The sequence below is a fragment of the Amphritea sp. HPY genome (genome assembly GCF_050870985.1).
Taxonomy (GTDB): Bacteria; Pseudomonadota; Gammaproteobacteria; order Pseudomonadales; family Balneatricaceae; genus Amphritea.
The window spans coordinates 886,444-906,927 of sequence record NZ_CP194015.1 but is presented as its reverse complement, the minus strand read 5'-3'; the positions used below and the strand labels follow the sequence as shown (position 1 = coordinate 906,927).

Annotated in this window: 21 protein-coding genes; 9 read left to right on the top strand and 12 right to left on the bottom strand. The window is 50.4% G+C overall.

Features of this window, described 5'->3' with window-relative positions; translation table 11 throughout:
* Window positions 1-103: 103 nt before the first annotated feature.
* Window positions 104-571 carry a peroxiredoxin gene (locus ACQUQM_RS03770; RefSeq protein ID WP_432473149.1) on the top strand — a complete coding sequence of 156 codons (468 nt, stop codon included), beginning with the start codon at window positions 104-106 and terminating at the stop codon, window positions 569-571.
* Window positions 572-632: 61 nt separating this feature from the next.
* Here the strand turns inward: ACQUQM_RS03770 and ACQUQM_RS03765 are convergent, their stop codons facing one another.
* Complete coding sequence (locus ACQUQM_RS03765) at window positions 633-1,703, bottom strand: AI-2E family transporter (protein ID WP_432473148.1); 1,071 nt, start codon at window positions 1,701-1,703, stop codon at window positions 633-635.
* A gap of 12 nt (window positions 1,704-1,715) precedes the next feature.
* Complete coding sequence (locus tag ACQUQM_RS03760) at window positions 1,716-1,958, bottom strand: sulfurtransferase TusA family protein (protein ID WP_432473147.1); 243 nt, start codon at window positions 1,956-1,958, stop codon at window positions 1,716-1,718.
* A 127-nt stretch (window positions 1,959-2,085) separates the two neighbouring features.
* Here ACQUQM_RS03760 and ACQUQM_RS03755 point away from each other — a divergent pair, with 127 nt between their 5' ends.
* Entirely contained in the window at window positions 2,086-3,534 is a 1,449-nt protein-coding gene (locus tag ACQUQM_RS03755) for a M48 family metalloprotease (protein WP_432473146.1), read from the top strand.
* Window positions 3,535-3,758: 224 nt separating this feature from the next.
* Here the strand turns inward: ACQUQM_RS03755 and ACQUQM_RS03750 are convergent, their stop codons facing one another.
* Window positions 3,759-4,091 carry a PBPRA1643 family SWIM/SEC-C metal-binding motif protein gene (locus tag ACQUQM_RS03750; RefSeq protein WP_432473145.1) on the bottom strand — a complete coding sequence of 111 codons (333 nt, stop codon included), beginning with the start codon at window positions 4,089-4,091 and terminating at the stop codon, window positions 3,759-3,761.
* A 182-nt stretch (window positions 4,092-4,273) separates the two neighbouring features.
* Window positions 4,274-5,902, bottom strand: a complete 1,629-nt coding sequence (locus tag ACQUQM_RS03745; protein WP_432473144.1) for an acyl-CoA synthetase — start codon at window positions 5,900-5,902, stop codon at window positions 4,274-4,276.
* 241 nt (window positions 5,903-6,143) lie between these two features.
* On the opposite strand from ACQUQM_RS03745, the gene ACQUQM_RS03740 reads away from it, so the two are divergent.
* Together ACQUQM_RS03740 and ACQUQM_RS03735 are read left to right on the top strand one after the other, a co-directional pair.
* Window positions 6,144-7,658, top strand: coding sequence for a PAS domain-containing sensor histidine kinase (locus tag ACQUQM_RS03740; protein ID WP_432473143.1), 1,515 nt, complete (start codon window positions 6,144-6,146; stop codon window positions 7,656-7,658).
* A 3-nt stretch (window positions 7,659-7,661) separates the two neighbouring features.
* On the top strand, window positions 7,662-8,273 hold the full coding sequence (locus ACQUQM_RS03735; RefSeq protein WP_432473142.1) for a response regulator transcription factor: 612 nt from the start codon (window positions 7,662-7,664) through the stop codon (window positions 8,271-8,273).
* 385 nt (window positions 8,274-8,658) lie between these two features.
* Here ACQUQM_RS03735 and ACQUQM_RS03730 read toward each other — a convergent pair whose 3' ends face one another.
* The 7 genes from ACQUQM_RS03730 to ACQUQM_RS03700 form a co-directional block, all read right to left on the bottom strand.
* A complete protein-coding gene (locus ACQUQM_RS03730; protein ID WP_432473141.1) occupies window positions 8,659-8,784 on the bottom strand; it encodes a hypothetical protein in 126 nt (41 codons plus the stop codon).
* Entirely contained in the window at window positions 8,772-8,951 is a 180-nt protein-coding gene (locus ACQUQM_RS03725; protein WP_432473140.1) for a hypothetical protein, read from the bottom strand. Before ACQUQM_RS03725 ends, ACQUQM_RS03730 begins: the two co-directional genes overlap by 13 nt.
* A 162-nt stretch (window positions 8,952-9,113) precedes the next feature.
* A complete protein-coding gene (locus tag ACQUQM_RS03720) occupies window positions 9,114-9,533 on the bottom strand; it encodes a PaaI family thioesterase (protein WP_432473139.1) in 420 nt (139 codons plus the stop codon).
* A gap of 36 nt (window positions 9,534-9,569) precedes the next feature.
* Window positions 9,570-10,040 carry a PaaI family thioesterase gene (locus tag ACQUQM_RS03715; protein WP_432473138.1) on the bottom strand — a complete coding sequence of 157 codons (471 nt, stop codon included), beginning with the start codon at window positions 10,038-10,040 and terminating at the stop codon, window positions 9,570-9,572.
* Window positions 10,040-11,695, bottom strand: a complete 1,656-nt coding sequence (locus ACQUQM_RS03710) for an AMP-binding protein (protein ID WP_432474793.1) — start codon at window positions 11,693-11,695, stop codon at window positions 10,040-10,042. The genes ACQUQM_RS03715 and ACQUQM_RS03710 overlap by 1 nt, the downstream gene beginning before the upstream one ends.
* 95 nt (window positions 11,696-11,790) lie before the next feature.
* Window positions 11,791-12,930, bottom strand: a complete 1,140-nt coding sequence (locus ACQUQM_RS03705; RefSeq protein ID WP_432473137.1) for a CaiB/BaiF CoA transferase family protein — start codon at window positions 12,928-12,930, stop codon at window positions 11,791-11,793.
* A gap of 4 nt (window positions 12,931-12,934) precedes the next feature.
* On the bottom strand, window positions 12,935-14,092 hold the full coding sequence (locus ACQUQM_RS03700; protein ID WP_432473136.1) for an acyl-CoA dehydrogenase family protein: 1,158 nt from the start codon (window positions 14,090-14,092) through the stop codon (window positions 12,935-12,937).
* 267 nt (window positions 14,093-14,359) lie between these two features.
* Between ACQUQM_RS03700 and ACQUQM_RS03695 the strand changes: the two genes are divergently transcribed.
* Genes ACQUQM_RS03695 through ACQUQM_RS03685 form a run of 3 tightly spaced genes read left to right on the top strand, consistent with a single transcriptional unit; the run spans window position 14,360 to window position 16,236 of the window.
* Window positions 14,360-14,872, top strand: coding sequence for a DUF523 domain-containing protein (locus tag ACQUQM_RS03695; protein WP_432473135.1), 513 nt, complete (start codon window positions 14,360-14,362; stop codon window positions 14,870-14,872).
* Window positions 14,873-14,924: 52 nt separating this feature from the next.
* Window positions 14,925-15,791, top strand: a complete 867-nt coding sequence (locus ACQUQM_RS03690) for a mechanosensitive ion channel family protein (protein ID WP_432473134.1) — start codon at window positions 14,925-14,927, stop codon at window positions 15,789-15,791.
* A 25-nt stretch (window positions 15,792-15,816) separates the two neighbouring features.
* Window positions 15,817-16,236, top strand: coding sequence for a GFA family protein (locus ACQUQM_RS03685; protein ID WP_432473133.1), 420 nt, complete (start codon window positions 15,817-15,819; stop codon window positions 16,234-16,236).
* A 78-nt stretch (window positions 16,237-16,314) separates the two neighbouring features.
* Here ACQUQM_RS03685 and ACQUQM_RS03680 read toward each other — a convergent pair whose 3' ends face one another.
* Window positions 16,315-16,821: a DUF3087 family protein gene (locus ACQUQM_RS03680; protein WP_432473132.1), complete on the bottom strand. Its 507-nt coding sequence runs from the start codon at window positions 16,819-16,821 to the stop codon at window positions 16,315-16,317.
* Between the two features lie 130 nt (window positions 16,822-16,951).
* Between ACQUQM_RS03680 and ACQUQM_RS03675 the strand changes: the two genes are divergently transcribed.
* Window positions 16,952-18,472, top strand: a complete 1,521-nt coding sequence (locus ACQUQM_RS03675) for a hypothetical protein (RefSeq protein ID WP_432473131.1) — start codon at window positions 16,952-16,954, stop codon at window positions 18,470-18,472.
* A 111-nt stretch (window positions 18,473-18,583) separates the two neighbouring features.
* Window positions 18,584-20,314 carry a proline--tRNA ligase gene (locus ACQUQM_RS03670; protein ID WP_432473130.1) on the top strand — a complete coding sequence of 577 codons (1,731 nt, stop codon included), beginning with the start codon at window positions 18,584-18,586 and terminating at the stop codon, window positions 20,312-20,314.
* Window positions 20,315-20,484: the final 170 nt, after the last annotated feature.

The window sequence follows — 20,484 nt, the reverse complement described above, 5'->3', positions numbered from 1 at the left end:
TCTCTATGACATAAATCTGTTATCGTATAAAGCCTGACATTCTAACTGAAATGCGTCAGATAAGCGTAGTATTGAGTAATGTTTTTTTTGTAAAGGAATTATTATGAGTCAGCCCGCCCTTAATCAAGCAGTCAGTGACTTCACAGCCGAGGCCACCAGTGAATTAACAGTGACCCTGTCGGAACTTAAAGGTTCCAATGTTGTAATCTACTTTTACCCAAAGGACAGCACGCCTGGCTGCACTACAGAAGGTCAGAACTTCAGAGATCTTATCCAGGAATTCAGGGGCAACAATACACAGATCTTCGGGGTTTCCCGCGAAAGCCTGCGCTCCCACGAAAATTTTAAGGCGAAACAGGAATTCCCATTCGAACTGATCAGCGATCCCGAAGAGGCATTATGCAAACACTTTGACGTGATCAAGTTGAAGAAAAACTACGGCCGGGAATACATGGGCATTGAACGCAGCACATTCCTGATCGACAGTGAAGGCGTACTGCGCAGCGAATGGCGAAAAGTCAGAGTTAAAGGCCATGTCGACGAAGTACTGGAAGCAGTAAAAGCGCTGTAATTATTACGCAACTTAAAAAAGAACCGGCAGCAGCCGGTTCTTTTTTTGCCCCCGAAAAAACTCAGGTCTCAGTCATTTCAAGCACTTCACTCTTCGGCCAGGCATTAAGAATCGCCTTGATCAGGGTCGCCAGAGGGATCGCAAAGAAAACGCCCCACACCCCCCAGATACTACCGAACACCAGCACCGCGATGATAATCGACACCGGATGCAGATTAACCGCCTCAGAAAACAGCAAGGGTACCAGCACATTGCCGTCCAGCGCCTGGATGATGCCGTAGGCCAGCATCAGATACCAGAACTCATTGGTCCAGCCCCACTGCACGAAACCGATCAGCGCCACCGGCAAGGTCACCAGCGCGGCTCCGATATAGGGAACCAGCACCGACAAGCCAACAATAATAGCCAACAACGCGGCATAGTTAATACCGAGTAGCGCAAACGCGACATAGGTTACCGAGCCTACGATGACAATTTCAATCGCCTTGCCACGTACATAGTTAGAGATCTGGTCATCCATTTCAGCCCATACTTTACTCAGCATCTCCTTCTTATCCGGCAGAAAAGAGAGCCACCAGCGGGTCAGTGAAGAGCCGTCCTTGAGGAAGAAAAATACCAGGATAGGCACCAGCACCAGATAGATCAGCAACGCCACCAGACCGGCAATAGAGTTCAGAGAATATGTCACTACCCACTGTCCTACCTGACTCAGCTCGGCGGTTGCCAGGTCGATGATCTGGCTGATCTGCTTCTCAGAGAAAATATCCGGGTATTGCTGAGGTAAAAGCAGCAGCACAGCCTTGGCCTCAGTTACCATTCTTGGGAGTTCATTAAACAGGTTAACCGATTGCTTCCAGGCCAGAGGAAAGACAAACAGAATCAACGACAGCAGAATCCCGACAAATCCGAGAAACACCAGAATTACAGAGGCCAAATGCGGCACGTTACGTTGTTTCAGCCACTCAATTACCCCTTGCATCAGAAAGGCCAGAATGACACTGGTAAACACCGGCGCCAATGGCTGACCCAGATACAGAATAACACCCAGAGATGTCGCCAGCAGCACAAACAGCAGCAGAACCTCTTCATTGGAAAAGTAGCTTTCAATCCACTTACTGAAAATCTTTCTCACAGACGGACTCTCCTAAGCCTGACCACGGCGAATGATATAGATATAGTCGTCGCCTTCGCTGAACGATTGCAGCATCTGGTGGTCTGACTGATCGGTATATACTCTGAAGTCGCGGACAGAACCGGCATCGGTCGCCGCTATTTTGAGAATCTGGCCAGCAGCAAGCTTATGTAACGCCTGTTTCGCCTTTAGCAAAGGCAACGGGCAGTTCAGCCCCCGGGCGTCAAGAAACTGATCGATCTGGTAATCACTCATTTATCTGCTAGTCCTGCAATTTTATTTTAAGATCAGCAATATATAACAAAAACTGAGTTAATATAATGGAACCAATGCATAACGCCTTAACTTCCACGACTGTATTCAACAATAAGGATTAAGCCGCGTGCTCAGATGTCATCGATACTTACGTAATTTTAGCCACTACGGTATTGCCGCACTGCTGACCTGCTCCAGTATAGCCCCCGCAGTCAGCAGTGAGCTGCCGGTGATCGCCAACAATTCATCGGTAATATCCCTTGAAGAGGAATATCAGCTGGGCCGGGTATGGGCTCGCATGCTGCGTGGCAGCGCACCGGAGTATGGCGACCCCCTGGTCGTCAATTATCTCAAAAACCTGTTATGGCAGCTAGCCGAAACAAGCCAGCTACAGGACCATCGCCTGCAACTGGTGGTCCTCAATAATCAAGCACTTAATGCATTTGCAGTGCCTGGTGGAGTGGTCGGTGTTAATGCAGGCCTGCTGCTAGGCGCACAGGATGAAGAAGAGCTGGCATCGGTTCTCGCCCACGAGCTTGCACACCTGTCCCAGCGCCACTATGCCCAGCAGCTTGAAGAAGCCCGTAACAACACTCCGCTGATGTTGGCAGGTATACTGGCCAGCATCCTGATTGCCTCTGCCGATAGCCAGGCAGGTCTTGCCGGACTGTCATCCACCATGGCGGCAGGCCAACAAGCCGGTCTTGCTTTCAGTCGCCGTAACGAGCAGGAAGCCGATCGTATCGGTATGCAAAATCTGGTGGAGTCGGGTTTTGACCCCTACGCGATGCCAAGAATGTTCTCCCGCATTCAACGCTCGGGCCGCTTCCTGGGCCAGAAACCACCGGAGTTTCTGCTTACTCACCCGGTCACTGAATCCCGTATCGCCGATGCCGAAAGCCGCGCCCGACAACTACCAAAACCATCATTCAAAGACCGCCGCTATGATTTCCTGCTGATTCAGAAACGAATTCAGGTCAACTTCGCCGAGCAACTTGACCAGTTAATCGATGGTTACGAAGAAAACGCAGCGGATGATCCGACCAGTCGCTACGGGCTGGCCCTGGCCCTGATTCGCGATAAGAAATTTGCCAGGGCAACAACGACCCTTGACCAGCTGCCAAACGAACTACAGAGCCATCTGTATATAAAGCTGACCCGCGCTGAACTGTTATTAAAAGCGGAGCAATACGATGCCGCCAGAACCCTGTCGCAACAACTCTATCAACTGTATCCGGACAGCTATCCGGCGACACTACTCTATGCCCAGGCATTGCGTGCCGACAACGACGCCAAAGCGGCAGTTACACTTTATGAAAAGCTGAGTAAAAGCCAGCCTAACAACAGCTTTATCTGGTACGAACTGGCCGAAACCTACGGTCTGGCTGGCAACACACTTGGCGTGCACGAAGCACGTACCGAATACTTTCTGCATATCGGCGCGATCGATAAAGCGCTGCAACAGATCGATTACGCGCTGCGCGAGAAAGGTCTCAGCGAAATTGATGTTGCACGCCTGAAACAGCGCAAGACCGAAGCCGAACAGATTCGTGAACAGATAAAGAATGCCTTTTAAAGCAGTGAGGGGCAGTTGCTAGAACGCCACTTCGTGGCTCGCTAGACGTCGCTACGCGACTTGCTAGTGGCTAGAAAAAACAATTCGGTAGTAATCGACATTGAGCAGAATGTTTACTGGATATTTCAGGTTCAATACTCGCTGGATCAGAGATGTAATCTCTCAATATAAAAAACGCACCGGTTGTAGAAACGGTGCATTTCTCTTTAACCTGGCATATTACTTTAGCCGCAGCATTTCTTGTATTTCTTGCCACTGCCGCATGAGCATGGTTCGTTACGTTCAGGGGTTTTCTCAAAGCGCTGGGTTTTCGGTGTATTTAATACAGCATCCAGTTCGCTAATATTCTCTTCTGCAGAAGAGTCTACCTCTATCTCAGCGAACAGGTCATGTTCCAGCAAAATGTTTTCAATCTCAACTTTTCGCGCTTCAGAGCCAACCAGGATGGATAAAGGATCGCTTTCACTGCCGGGCTTAACATTAGGCTTAGGGTTATAACCACTTTTACCGTACTTACCCATCACATCAGGCGTACCTTTGAAAAAAAACTTTGACATATTCTGATCCTGATAGCGTAAAACGAGCGGTTTAAATTTGGCGCGCAATACTAACAGCTTATCCGCTCTTTAGCTAAAGACCACTGCAATATTAAAAGACCGCAGCATACAAAAGCACCTGACTTCGCAGCCAGGTGTTTTTAAGTTTTTCTAGCTACTGGCAGGAAGGCTTGCCGGCAACTTCAGGTATTAGCCTTATCCCGTAGCACAAACTTCTGAATTTTGCCGGTCGAGGTCTTAGGTAACGGACCAAATACAACCTTCTTCGGGGTTTTAAATTTAGCCATATTATCGCGACAGAAGTCGATAATATCCTGCTCCGATACTTCAGCCCCCTCTTTCAGAGTGACGAAGGCACAAGGCACTTCGCCCCATTTTTCATCATCTTTAGCGACCACCGCCGCTTCCATCACGCTGCTGTTTCGGTACAACACATCTTCCACTTCGATTGAGGAGATATTCTCACCACCGGAGATAATGATATCTTTGGAGCGATCTTTAATCTCGATATAGCCGTCCGGATGCCATACCGCCAGATCACCCGAGTGGAACCAGCCGCCGGCGAAGCTGGCTTCAGTGGTTGATGGGTTCTTCAGATAACCTTTCATAACCAGGTTGCCGCGCATAAACACTTCACCCATAGTTCGACCGTCTTGCGGTACCGGCTCAAGAGTATCCGGATGTGCCACCATCAGGCCATCCAACATCGGCGCACGCACTCCCTGCCGGGATTTCAGACGGGCGATCTCTTCATCAGTGCGATCATTCCACTCCTGATGCCACTCACAAACCACTGAAGGCCCATAAGTTTCGGTCAGACCATAGACATGGGTAACCGAGAATCCCATTGTCTCCATACCCTGAATCACAGCAGCCGGTGGCGCAGCACCTGCGGTCATCACCTTAACCGAGTGATTGATGCCGGCTTTCATTTCATCCGGAGCATTATTAAGCATATTCAGCACGATCGGCGCACCGCAGAAATGATTAACTTTTTCCTGTTTAATAGCGCCATATATATCATCGGCCCGAACATGGCGCAGACAAACACTAACCCCGGCGGCCGCGGCAATACTCCATGGGAAACACCAGCCATTGCAGTGGAACATAGGCAGAGTCCACAAATAAACCGGATGCTGCCCCATATTCCAGGAAACAATATTACTCATCGCATTCAGGTACGCGCCGCGATGGTGATACACCACCCCTTTCGGATTACCGGTAGTGCCTGAGGTGTAATTAAGGGTGATCGCATCCCACTCATCAGCCGGCATCTGCCAGTTATAATCAGCATCGCCTTGCGCTATAAAGGCTTCATAGTCGGTCGAGCCGATCAACTCGCCGCCCTCGTAATAGGGATCATCGATATCGATCACCAGCGGTCGGTGCGGGATCATCTTTAGCGCCTTACCGATCACTTCAGAAAACTCTCGGTCGACGATCAGCACCTTGGCCTCAGCATGCTGCAGAATAAAAGCAAGCGCTTCAGCATCGAGACGAATATTCAGCGCATTCAATACTGCACCACACATCGGCACACCGAAATGCGATTCAAATACTTCCGGCAGGTTAGGTGACATCACCGCGACCGTATCACCTTCACCGATTCCGTTCTTAGTCAGCGCACTAGCCAGCTGACAGCATCGGATATAGGTTTGCGACCAGTTACGTCGGGTCTGCTGATGAATAACTGCAGTATGGTTGGGAAACACAGTTGCCGCGCGTTCAATGAAAGTCAGCGGACTCAGCGCAGAAAAATTTGCTGCATTTTTATCCAGTCCGAACTGGTACGGATTAGAGTGTGTCGACATAGTCAAAAGCCCTGGTAACACCGCCCACTTGCTCAGCCAGCAACCGCGGTGAAGTTATTGTTTTAATTCTTAATCTGCCTTTCTCAAATCAGGGTATACCCTGATTGCAACAACAATAATACGTAATTACCCTAATTAGACAAGTTATTCTATAGTCAAAGCAGGCATACTAAGCCTGACCCCCTTAAGGGTTACTGGCGCATTGAGAATGCAAATAGTAAGAAAAAACTAGTGAGAAACAATGAGCGCAGAACAAGACCTTAAAGCGATCAGCGACCTGGATGAAGCGGAACGTTTCCGTTTTCTGGTCGAACAATCCACCGATATGATCTCCCGGCATACCCCGACTCAGGAATGGACCTTCCTCGATGTAAGCCCGGCGGTGGAGCGGATGCTGGGCTACACCGTCAACGAGATGATCGGCACGGCGGGTTACGATCTGTTTCACCCCGAAGATGCCGACAATCTGATCAAGCGCTCAGATTCTGTGCGTTATCGTAAAGGGATGTACACCAACGTCTATCGCTATAAGCACAAGAATGGCCACTATATATGGCTCGAAACCACCAGCCGTACTTTGCGCGATGATGAAGGCAAGCCGATCGAGGTGATCTGTGTCTCCCGTGATGTAACCGAACAGACTCTGGCTCAGCAAGCCACTCGCCGTCTGGCACGGGTAGTAGAAGCCTCTTCCGATATGATCATGTTCTGCAATCATAAAACCATGCAGCTGACCTATATGAACGAAGCTACCTACATCACTATGGGTACCGAAAAAGAGAACCCAGTGGTGTTTTATCTGGAACAGCTTTTCGACCCAAAGGTCTTCGCCTCCCTGGTGCAGGACGCATTGAGCCATGCGGCAACTCACGGCACCTGGTACGGCAGTATCCCACTGCAACTGCCATCTGGTCGCGACCGCACGGCTGAAATTCGCGAGGTTATAGCACACCGTAACCTGAACGAAGATATGGCGGTTGAGTACTACTCCATCATCGGCCGCGATATCACCCTGCGCCGCAAGGCCGAAGAGGAGATGAAACGTAACCAGCTCGAAATGGCGCATATCGCCCGCCTCCTGTCGGTGGGTGAGATGGCATCGGGTCTGGCCCATGAGATAAACCAACCACTGGCGGCTATTCTCAACTACTGCCGGGGCTCGATACGTCGTATCGACGAGGGCCGTATCAGCACCATCGAGGAAGTCAGTAAATCGATGGAGCTGATCACAAAGCAAGCTAAACGCGCAGCTGAAATAGTCAAACGAATGCGTAGCTTCGTTAAAAAAACCGAATACCAGCGGATGGAATTCTCCCTCAACGAAAGTTGCCAGGAGATCGCGGAATTCCTGAAACAGGAAGCGCTGGATCACAACACTACCTTTGAATATGAACTTGAATCCGGCGAGTTACCACTGGTTGCCGACAAGATCCAGATCGAGCAGGTGCTGCTGAATCTGATCCGAAATGCAATTGAAGCCTATAACGACTGTGAAAAAACTCACCGACCCGTTATTATCAGCACCCGCAAAGCCAATGACTATATATATATTTCGGTTGCCGATAACGCTAACGGGATAACCAAAGAAGTCTTAGAAAAACTGTTTGAACCGTTCTTTACCTCCAAGTCCACCGGACTCGGCATGGGACTCTCGATCTCACGTACGATTATCGAGGCCCACGGCGGCCAGCTATGGGCAGAGAGCGACGGACAAACAGGCACCCAGTTCTATATTAAGATTCCTGCTAAGGGCTAATTTATGCAGACCAGACATACCGGTACAGTTTTTATTGTCGATGATGACGATGATTTTCGAGATTCCATGCAATGGTTACTGGAAAGTGACGACCTGCCGGTAAGAAGCTTTTCTTCGGCGCGGGACTTCCTCAGCAATTACAAAGGGGAACGGGGCTGCATGTTGCTCGACGTGCGAATGCCGGAAATTAACGGCCTGGCACTGCAGCAAATAATGCTCGAGAGAGGCATTCGCCTGCCGATCGTAGTACTCAGCGGACACGGCGATATCCCGATGGCGGTTACCGCAATGAAAAACGGCGCCATTGATTTCCTGGAAAAGCCATTCGACGATGAAGTACTGATCCCACTGGTACAATCCGCATTGCGCAAAGGCGATGAGCAGTTTAAAGATCTGCAGCAGTTGGAACAGATTCGTAAACTCTACGAAGGCCTGAGTCGCCGGGAAAAAGAGGTTATGGCACTGGTCGTTACCGGCAAGGCCAACCGGGAGATCGCCGAAGACCTGGGTATCAGCCCGAAGACCGTTGAAGTACACCGTTCCCGGGTGATGAGTAAGATGCGGGCAGAAAGCCTGCCCGAGCTGGTTAATCAGGCGGCTCAGCTGGAAGGCTGAGCGCCACTTTTACGTACTTCAACTCCCCTGAAGCGGTGCAATAAACCCGTCAATAGCCGCTATTGTTTGCTGCTGCGCTTCAAGGTGTGGCACATGGCCGCAGCCCTCTATAAACAGCGCTTTGGCCCGTTCACCAGTACCGCTGCAGATATTTTCAACCTGAGCCCTGTGCCATACTGATCATCAGCCCCCTGAATAATCAGCGCCGAACATCGAATATCGGACAACCAGCAGGTCAGATTCAAGGGTTGAAAACGCTCCCTTAGCCAGGTTTCACTCCAGGCCCGGAAAATCAAATCAGTTTGATCACCGTGGTAACGCGCCCTCCGCTTCGGAAGGTTGGTACTGCTATAGGCCTTGGTCGCTTCGATAATACCGGTTGTCGTTAGCTTATCAATCCGGAAATGGCCGCTTCAGTTACAATAGCGATTACCCGCTCAGGCAGGCACGCCGCCCCGACTAAAGCGATAGATCCACCATCACTATGGCCGACGAGTATTACTTTATCCAAACCTTCAGCATCCAGCACGGTAGCAACCAGTCGCGCCCCTCATGCTCCAGATAGTCATCCGGCCGGGGCAAGGTAATAGGTGAAGAGCGACCATAGCCATGGCGTTCATACACCAACAGATCCTGCGCTGTCGCTTCAGCCAGTTGTTGTGGAAAGCCCTTCCACATATCAACAGCGCTTCATGCACAGTACCAACGTTGGCTTAGCGCTCTCCCGGCTGCCTTGAAGTTTGTTCGGATGTTGGCCATGCAATGCGAATATCTATGTACCATCAGGAAACGTCAGCAAACGCTCCTGCAATTCAATTTCTGCCATCTAGAACAACTTTCTTATCTGTCTGCAGGAATTGAGTAGGTCAGAGTGGTATGGGCAACCACCTCTTCAGAGCCCTCGGAACTGATCCAGACTTCGCCGACCGCTAACCGTTTGCCAACCTTCATCAGACTGCAGCGGGCCAGCAGGTCACGATCCGGACGCGGTTTATTCATAAAATTGATGTTCAGGTTAGTGGTCACCGCCAGTGCAACCGGGCCAATCTGGCCAAGCAGCGCAGCATACATACAGACATCAGCCAGCGCCATCATTACAGGACCAGAAACGGTGCCACCCGGTCGCAGATGGTCATCATCAACCGGAAGCTTCATCTCAGCCCACGCATCTCCCAGGCCGGTCAGAACTCCGTACTTTTCACCCTGGGGGAAATGCTCAGCCAGAAAGCCATTCATCTCCCCTATCGTCATTACAGGCATAGTTATACTCCGAATATCAGTTTCGGTTTGTTATTTTTATATACGGGATTTATCGACAACAGCCAGCGTTACTGTGGCTTTGGCCACTAGATCAGTCTGCCCGTCTGCTACGCAAAACACCTCAGACTCAGCAACAATCAGTTGAGCACCGGGTTTAAGCACCCCGGCCCGACAGAACAGACTATCTCCTTTAGCAGCACGTAGCAGATTGATTTTGAATTCAGCTGTTAAGATAAGTTGCTCAGCATTCAACAACGTTGCCGCCGCCGTTCCGGCCGTATGGTCAGCCAGCGTGGCCTGTACGCCGGCATGGACATAACCATCCTGTTGCAGATGCCTATCCTCTAACGGTAGTTGGGTATTACAATGGCCGGGCTCAAAATCCAGCAAAGCTATCCCCAGTTCACGGACAAAAGGCGCTTTGTCAAACACTCTCCTGACTTCGGCGGCGTATTCAGGGTTTCTCACCCTGAATACCGGCACCGGCAATTGCGGAACAGAGACCATCAGGAGATGGTATCCGCTTCTTCCTTAGCCTTATTGCGCAGAATAAAACGCTGAATCTTGCCACTCGGGGTTTTTGGCAGCTCCTCCACGAACTCAATCTCCCGTGGGAAGGCATGGGTCGACAAGCGACTTCTGACGTGAGTTTTCAGTTCAGCAGCCAGCTCATCACTCGGATCGTACTGCGGCTTGATTACTACATAGGCTTTAATTATCGCGCCACGCTCCAGATCCGGCTTACCGATCACACCACTCTCGGTCACAGCATCATGTTCCAGCAAAGTGCTTTCTACGTCTGAAGGCCCAACCCGGTAACCTGCGGTAGTGATAATGTCATCGTCACGACCATTGAACGAGAAACCACCATCACCATGACAGATCACCACGTCGCCGGTGAGGTAATACTTACCACGGAACGGATTCTTTTCCCCCCAGGTGTAACCCGGGAAGAAGAACAGTGGCGACTTCTCCATATCCACCGCCAACTCACCAATTTCACCCTCGCCGACTTCGTTCAGATCATTATCCAGTGCCACGACTCGGTGCCCTGGCATAGAGAAGCCCATCGAACCAACCCTGACTATCCGCTGCTCCAGATCATGGTGATTACAGGCGGTCATACCGGTTTCAGTCTGACCGTAGTGATCCATGACCGGACAACCAAGGCGGCGGTCGACCCAGTTAATCACTTCCGGATTCAACGGCTCACCGGCACTGCTTGCTACCCGCAGGTCAAACTTATCATCAGGCCCCAGAATATCGTCGTTGGCCATCAATAACCGATAAGCTGTCGGCGCCGCCGCCAGATTAGTAATCTTGTACTTACGCAGCATGTCGTACGTAGTCTCAGTGGTGAATGCATGCTCATTAAAGTGCGTTGCATTACCCAGCAATAGCGGACCGACTACGGCGTAGTAAAGGCCATATGCCCAACCCGGATCGGCAACATTCCAGTAGGTATCTTGTGGACGCAACCCGATCGCATAACGCATATACACATAAAATGAGAGCAGCGCACGGGCTGGTACGGCAACACCTTTGGCCTTACCAACAGTACCAGAGGTAAACATCTGCAGGAACGGATCATCGGCGCCGATCTTAACTGGCGTAAACTCATCACTTTGACTGGCAATTTCAGTTTCAAAGTCCAGTTTATCTGCGTATTTCGCGTCAGCCTGATCACGGTTCAACAGCAGCACCGGTGGACAGTTATTTACTTCATCCAGCTTTGACACATTGTCAGGATCGGTGATCAGTAGTTTGGTCTGTGCCTGGGTAACACGATATTCAATGGCTCCCCCACCAAACGCGGTAAACAACGGCTGATAAACTGCGCCGGCACGCAACACACCAAGCACGACAACCATCAGTTCAGGCGTACGCGGAAGTAGACAAGCGACCCGGTCACCTTTACCTATACCCCTGGATTTAAGCAGATTAGCAAACTGTGCAGAGCGTTGCTTCAGCTCCGCAAAAGTATGACTGGAAGCTGGCCGGCTGACCCCTTCATAGTACAAGCCAACCTTGTCGCCTTCAGCCCAACGGTCGCAAATCTCTTCACAGACGTTAAAGCCGTCTTTCAGATTGCCAACCAGATTGTTCTCTATATCCGCCGGTTGAAAAGCATCGTAAAACGCCTGATAGTTTTCTATGGTCATCATTTGCCTCGTTGTTATCTTTATTAAGCCGCCCCTCTGCGGAGGCATATCCCTGTTTATTTATAAACCGCTACTTGCTGTTTTCTACCGAGCTTCTAATCAAACAGACCAGAAGCCCTTAATTGTTCAATCTCAATGGGGGTATAACCTAGCGCTTGTAGTACCTCTTCGCCCTGCTCGCCGCAGCTGGGCGCTGCACCAATACTTTGCTTGTCAAAGCCCAGCGTAGAAGCGACCTGACGCTCGCCATTAGTCTTTTCCACCACCACCCCCCTGGCAATAAACTGCGGATGCTGCGCCGCTTCAGAGACCGTCAATACCGGTTCAACACAAGCATCCAGATCCTGTAACTGATCACGCCACGCCTGCAGATCCTGACGGCGAAACTTTTGCTGCAGCAGAGTTTTGAACTGCATCGTTTCCAGCGGAGGGTTATCTTGAATATTCATCGCCCGGGCCAGCCGTTGGCGAAACTGAGGCTCCAGGCTGCCGACGGCCATGTACCGGTTGTCTGCTGTTTTGTAATAGTCGTAAAAGCCACCACCATTCAGAAAGTTACTCTCAGCAAGTGGATCTGCGCCACCATTCAACGCTCCCGGCGCCATTAATGCCTGCATCGCCAGGGTGTTATCCGCCATTGAGATATCCAGATAGCAACCCTCACCACTCTGTTGACGGCCGATTACTGCTGCAAGAATTGAGATGACCGCAGGGTGCGATCCGGCAGCGACATCGGCAACCTGCAATCCCATCGGGGCAGGACCGGAGTTTTTACGCCCCATGTGACTGGCCGCACCGGAAACTGCCAGATAGTTCAGGTCATGCCCCGCTTTATCGCGGTACGGGCCATTTTGGCCATAACCGGTAACAGAACAGTAGATCAATCCGGGATTTATCTGTTTCAGCCTGTCGTAATCAAGCCCCAACCGAGCCATTACACCCGGCCGGAACTGCTCAACCAGAATGTCGTACTCTTTAATCAGCTCTCCGACCAGGGCACTGGCCTGAGGATGTTTAAGATTTAGTGCTAACGATTTCTTACCGCGATTGAGATAACTGAACGCTGCCGACTGGCCGTCGATCTGAGGCGCCATGTTACGCACCAGATCCGGCCTTGATGCCGATTCGACCCGCAACACATCAGCCCCCAGATCCGCCAGCAGCATCGTCGCATAAGGCCCTGGCAACAAGGTCGACAGATCGAGAACTTTGAGACCTTTCAATGGCGTATTCAATGCTTCAACCCGCAGCCTGCAATACTTCGCGGGCGATGATCAGGCGCTGCACTTCACTGGTTCCTTCATAGATTGAAGTAATTCGCGCATCCCGGGTCATCCGTTCCAGCGGATACTCCTGCATATAACCATAGCCACCCAACAACTGCAGCGCGGTATAACAGGCCTGATTAGCCTTCTCGCTGGCAAACAGTTTGGCCATTGAAGCTTCTTTGGCGAAGCTCTGACCTTTCTCTTTGCGGTCTGCAGCACTCATCAGTAACAGACGTGCTGCTTCCAGCTCGGTCATCCGGTCTGCAATCATCCACTGCAGCCCCTGAAAGTCAGCAATAGGCTTACCAAACTGCTTACGCTCTTTGGTATAGGCAACGGCGTAATCCATCGCCGCAAGGCCAATACCCAGCGCCAGCGAGCCAATACCGATACGCCCACCCGCCAGCTCAGCAACCGCTATACGGAAACCATCGTTTAATTTGCCAAGAATAGCTGAATCAGGCACTGCGCAGTTTTCAAAATGAACTTCGTTAGTAGCTGAGCCGTGCTGGCCCATCTTTTTCTCGGCAGGACCAACACTGATACCATCAGCATCTGCAGGCACCAGGAAACAGGTAATACCTTTACCCTTGCGGGCATCTGTATCAGTTACTGCCCATACTACATAGACCCCGGCGAATTCGGCACTGGTGATCCATTGCTTTGTTCCGGAGATTGACCATCCGGTATCGGTCTTAACCGCCCGGGTCCTCATTGAAGCGGGGTCAGAACCCGCACCAGCTTCTGTCAGACAGAAGCTGCCACTCAGGTATTCACCGCTACACAATTTCGGCAGGTAGAACTGCTTCTGCTCGTCACTTCCTACCACCTGAATGACCTCGGCTACCATATTGGTAACCGACATAGTCACCGCGGTGGAGGCGCAAGCTTTAGCGACTTCGGTAATAGCCAGACTGAATGCCACAACACCCGCTTCAGTACCACCGTATTGAGCATCAATATTGAGCCCCATAAAACCTAGTTCAGCTAATTGCCGGCAATGTCCCAGCAAGATCTCTCGATCTTTGCTCTGGTCCATTTTTTCAGCAACCGGCGCCAGCTCACTTTCTGCAAAGCGGCGGGCTGCATCCTGAATCATGTGCTGCTCTTCGTTCAGGTTCAGATCCATTATCTACATCCTGATCTTTATTATTAGGGTATTCCCTTAAGTATATACCCTGATAAGCCCTGCTCGTAAATAGCTGATGCTACTTTTTTTTCATTAACCGATCTAAGTTTTATCACTAACCTATCTGAAGAATAGTTTTGGCCACCGCCTCAGATCATGACGCTGATCATTTATTAACCAGACAACCTGTAATTATTTCTTAAGTTTAATTGCCCCCTACGTAAATGCTGTTAGAATCGCGCGGTCTAAAATACATACAGCTGAGCTATGAATAAAAAAAATAAAATACTGGTCAGTGCTTGTCTGCTGGGTAATAAAGTCCGTTACGACGCGAAAGATAACCTGATAGACAGTTCACACCTGACACGCTGGCAAGAGCAGGGTCGCCTGGTACCGGTTTGCCCCGAACTTGAAGGCGGCCTGCCCACTCCTCGCAGCCCGGCCGAGATCCAGTCAAAATTTCCGTTACGTATTACCAGCTTTACCGGCGAAGACGTAACCCCTGAATTTCTGGCTGGCGCAGAAAAAACACTGGAGCTGGCCCGGCAATATGATTGCTGTTGTGCGCTGTTAAAATCCCGCAGCCCTTCCTGTGGCAATCTGGAGGTCTATGATGGTAACTTTAACGGCACTATCAAGGCAGGATCCGGCGCCACCGCGGATGAATTGATGCGAAATGGAATTCCGGTCTACAGTGAACGTCAGTTGGACCAGCTAATCGAATTTATCGATCAGCTTGACAGCTACGACTCTTCAGACTTCCAGCAGGAAGCGATATAACGTTACCGGATTCGGTTCCTGCCAATCACCTATCTGAATATATGGATAACCAATGATTGAGCAGGAACTGGAAACCCTGAACCACTTCTCTACCCTTGTCATCGATTTTTTCGTCAATTACAGCTTTCAGGTAATAGGCGCAATTATTATTCTCATAATTGGCCTGATCATCGCCCGCTGGGTTGGCAACCTGACGCTTAAAATCTGCCAGCGCCATAATGTTGATGTCACGCTCAGTGGATTTATCGGAAGCACCGTCAGGTTGCTGATTATCACAATGGTGATGGTGATATGTCTGGGCAAGTTCGGTATCAGCGTAGCCCCATTCATTGCCGCTATTGGCGCGGTCTCTCTCAGTATCGGCCTGGCCCTGCAAAGCGTATTTTCAAATTACGGCGCCGGCTTTACCATCATTCTGACGCGACCATTTGTGGTGGGTAATACCATCCGCTGCAATGATGTTTGTGGTGTTGTCGAAGAGATCCGCCTGGCATATACCCAGCTATCCACTGAAGACGGTGAGATCATCACAATCCCAAACAAGCATATTGTCGGGGAAGTCCTGATCAACTCATTCGAAAACTCTATTGTAGAAGCAAGCATCGGCATCAGCTACAGCGCTGACCCGGATCGGGCCATTAACATCATCAGGGATCAGCTACAGCAATTTGACTGCGTCATTAAAGAACCCGCGCCACAAATCGGCATCGCCTGTTTTGGTGATTCATCGGTCGACATAGCCTACCGTTACTGGGTGCCCACTAAGCAGCTCTTTGACATTCAGTTTCAGGTGAACGCCGCTATCTACAGCCAGTTCAGGCAACAGCAGATCGAAATTCCATTCCCGCAGCGGGAAGTTATTATTAAAGAGGCTCCCGCTAAGCAGCCTGAAGCTACACTTGTCCAGACCCCTAATTAATATCGCCCACAGAAAGGAGTTCATTATGTCAGATCAGAAGATTGCCGGTAGCTGCCTCTGCGGCGAAGTAAGGTATCAGTTTACAGGGCGGGCACGGGGCTTTCAGTATTGCCATTGCAGCCGGTGCCAGAAAGTCAGCGGCAGCGCTCATGGCGCGATCATGTTTGTTAAGCCTGACCAGTTTGAGTGGACTAAAGGGGCCGCTAAGGTGACTCGCTTTGAACTGCCAGGCGCTCAGTTCTATGCGTCCTGCTTTTGCAGTCAATGCGGCTCATCGCTGCCGTGGGAAATCCAGGGAGGCGGTAACGTCGCGATACCTGCAGGTACCCTGGATCATGATCCCGGAATACGCCCTGGACGAAACATATTCTGGGGTTCAAAAGCCTGCTGGTTTGAACAAAGCAGCGAACTGGAATGCTTCAGCGAAGGGCCGGTTCGAAAATAACCACACCAAAAATAGAAGCGAGCCGGAAATGGTAAACAGACCCGGCTTAGCTTTCAAATTAATGCGAAAGGCACAAATTTAGTAGCCTTGCAGCAACTCAACATCGAACTCTTCCAGCGTTACCTGATAACCGTACTCATCAAGCAGTTTATCCAGCGCTACCATATCCCGATTCAGCTCATCCATCGTAATAGTATTGTTATCCAGGTTGTATAACTGCTTTGATCCCTGATAGCTGTAATTCATAATCAGCATCGCAACCCGGTCACCTTCTGTCATCGCCTGCTTTATCTGCTTCTGTTTACGGTAGATCTTATTCAGTACCTGTTTCAGATCCCACACATACATCACTTCATGCAGGAACTGATGCGTACGATACTTACGGAACAGAGCGCCCACGACAAAAGCGGCAACCACAACACCCGCCAGATTAAGCAAGGTATTACTGCCGTCAGAATCACCAAACAACTGGATCAGCAAGGTAGAAACCGGCACCGCGATCAGCAATAGAACCAGCACCACACCGATAAAGGTCTGCTTAAAGTGCTTGCTGTAACGTTCTTTATCGATCTCTTGCAGTTGCATGCTGATTTCCTGAATAGTGATGCCGGTTAAATGGAAAGGCGATTATAAAGCTTGTCCGGAAAGAGTGTTAAGCTAAATATCACCGGACAATCTTCAGCAGGTTCAGATTCAACCATTCTCTCCGGACGATATGATGCTACAGCGACTATTTTTTATTCTATCGATACTCTTTTTATTTGGTTGCTCGCAGCAATTAAAGCCCCAGCTGCCTGTTCAACTCTTACCCCAGCTAGCACCTCAACTACAGCAAAACCCCGATATCGCCCGCTGCCAGCAAGCGATCGACAGCCTCGACACACTGACAGCACAGCATACCGGCACACTGATTGGAGAGCGAATTAACGGCACGCCCTGGCTGCGCAGTGACCGCTTAATTCAATACTTCATTCATCATCAGTCAGTCAATGAGTCGAACTTAGATACGTTATTAAACCGTATGTCTGAGCTGGCAAGCCGGGCACTGATCGGCGAAAGCGTTAATTTGCCGCTAGCAGAACTGTCTGGCTGGCAGGCTACTTACGGCATTACCGACCAGCAGATGTTCATTCGCCATTGCAATGAGCAACTAAGTCTGGCGCTGCTTAATAACCCACCCCAGACGTTACGCTGGCTGCGACAACTCAGGAAGGACGATGACTATTCCGACCTGGCCCGCATCGTCGGCCTGTATCCCCTGACGTCGATACCATTTCGTTATGGGATTTTAAAAGAGCAGGAGCAGATAAGAAGTCTGTGGGCAATAGAATCAAACAGTGGCTGGAACGCTTACTCCCCAATTGCTGAAGTGCCGCCACTGAATACCGTTAACTATCATGTCGATAGTCTTGGCCTGCCGATACTCTCCACAGAGCAACAACAAACCTTGCTTAAGCGATATGCTCCAACCTGGATGATCGCATCAGCAACCACCGCAAACATTCCTGGTCAGCCACACTGGCAAGATCAGCATCTAAAGGTTACAGGTACGCATCCTGCCAGCTACAGTTACCTTTCACTGGGTTTGTTTAACAATCTGCCGGTCTTGCAATTAAATTATCTGGCATGGTTTTCCGAACGCCCTGCTGATGGCTTGATCGATATACTGGCTGGTCAGCATGATGCTGTTATATTCCGGGTACACCTGACCCTGAAAAACCAGATCATCGCCTTCGACAGTATTCATCTTTGTGGCTGCTGGTACACCCTGATTCTTGAACCTGATCAACCCTACACGCCACGCACTGGCTGGTTTGACGAACCCACTCTGGTCTACCGGAGCCAGTTAAGCCATGCGATGGCAGTGTATCTGCAGCCGGACACCCATTTTCTGATCACCGCCTCACCCGCTGAAAATTCCAACCCGGCCCGAGTTATGGGCTATGACTTACTACCCTTTCAACAGCTACTGAACCTGCCCCTGCCCCTGCCCCTGCCCCTGCCCCTGCCCCCGACCACAACTGAAAACTTAACCCGTACCAGGGCGGTGTTCGATAAACAGGGGTATGTTGATGGCTCTCAAAGGTACGAACGCTGGCTGTACTGGCCGATGGGAGTCAAAAGCGCAGGCACATTACGGCGGCCTGGCGATCACGCTATAAACTTCATCGGTAAACTACACTTCGATGACCCTCTGATACTGGAAAAACTCGGCGTTGGTACAAACATGCCCTGAACAGCCTCAACTTTCTAGCTTTTCATTGGTTGATACTCTTGTTCCGTGGCCCCTGCCCCCCTACAATGTTGGCCTTTATTATTATCCATCTGACATCAGGTTTTTGATCCTATGCGTGCCAGCCAATTTCTGATTGCTACATTGAAAGAAACCCCATCCGATGCTGAGGTTATCAGCCACCAGCTGATGCTGCGTTCCGGCATGGTCCGTAAGGTTGCTTCAGGGCTGTATAACTGGCTCCCTGCGGGTTTACGTACCCTGCGTAAAGTTGAGCGCATTGTCCGTGAAGAGATGGATAAGTCCGGCGCTCAGGAAGTTCTGATGCCAGCAATTCAGCCCGCTGAACTGTGGCAGGAATCCGGACGCTGGGAACAGTACGGCCCGGAACTGCTACGGGTCAAGGACCGACACAACCGCGAGTTTTGTGTTGGCCCGACCCATGAAGAGGTTATTACCGACCTGGTACGTAACGAAATTCAGAGCTATAAGCAGTTACCAGCCAATTTCTACCAGGTGCAGACGAAATTCCGGGACGAGGTTCGGCCACGCTTCGGAATCATGCGTTCCCGCGAATTCATTATGAAAGACGCATACTCTTTCCATAGTAATAAAGAGTCGCTGCAGCAGACATACGATCTGATGCACCAGACCTATTGCAATATATTCAACCGGATCGGTCTTGATTATCGCCCTGTACTGGCTGACACCGGCTCTATCGGCGGTAACTCATCCCACGAATTCCACGTACTGGCCTCTTCCGGCGAAGACGACATCGCATTCTCCGATAGCAGCGATTATGCCGCTAACGTTGAAATGGCAGAGGCGCTGGCTCCTGCGACTGAGCGTGCAGCGCCAGGAGAAGAGATGACCCTGGTTGAGACTCCGAATGCCAAGACCATTGCTCAGCTGGTTGAACAGCATAACCTGGCGATCGAAAAAACTATTAAGACGCTGTTTGTAAAAGCAACTGAAGAGTGCGAAGCCGAGTTCATCGCTCTGCTGGTACGGGGCGATCACGATCTCAACGAAATCAAAGCGGAAAAACTGCCATTAATAGCTGCACCGCTTGAAATGGCTGATGAAGAATCGATCAAAGCTCTGATCGGCGCAGGCCCAGGCTCACTAGGCCCGGTTAACCTGCCGATCCCATGCATTATCGATCGCACAGTTGCGCAAATGTCCGATTTTGGTGCTGGTGCCAATATCGAAGGCAAACACTACTTCGGTATCAACTGGGAGCGTGACCTGCCCACTCCGGAAATCGCCGATATCCGTAATGTCGTAGAAGGTGATCCAAGCCCTTGTGGTCAGGGTAGCCTGAGCATTAAACGCGGCATCGAAGTCGGCCATATTTTCCAGCTTGGGCAAAAGTACGCTGAAGCACTGAACGCCAAGGTCCTGGACGAGAATGGTAAAGCAGTCACTATGGATATGGGCTGCTATGGCATCGGCGTCAGCCGTGTTGTTGCCGCTGCCATTGAGCAAAACTACGATGACCGGGGAATTATCTGGCCAGAAGCAATCGCGCCTTTTACGGTGTCCATTGTTGCCCTGAAATACGAAAAATCTGCCGAGGTTCAGGAACTGGCTGATAATCTTTATCAGCAACTGACCGAAGCCGGTTATGAAGTAATGCTGGATGATCGACCAAAAGTCAGCCCGGGTGTCAAAATGGCCGATATGGAACTGATGGGTATTCCGCACCGTATCGTTATTTCAGACCGCGGTATTAAAGCCGGCGCTGTTGAATATAAAGGCCGTCGAGATGCCGAGAAGCAGGAAGTTGCGCTCGATCAGCTGACTCAGTTCATCACTGATAAGATGGATCAAGATAGGAAATAATCCTATTTTATTAAAAAAAAGGCCTTGTCATAATGAAGGGCCTTTTTTATTGTCTTAAGAAAGCTAATCTGAAGGGATAATAAAGCCTGATATCGTTGTCACAATTGCTTGTGCTTAATCGCTATCAGCGATTAATGGCAAGCGCACTTAACAACCGTTGTGAACAAGGA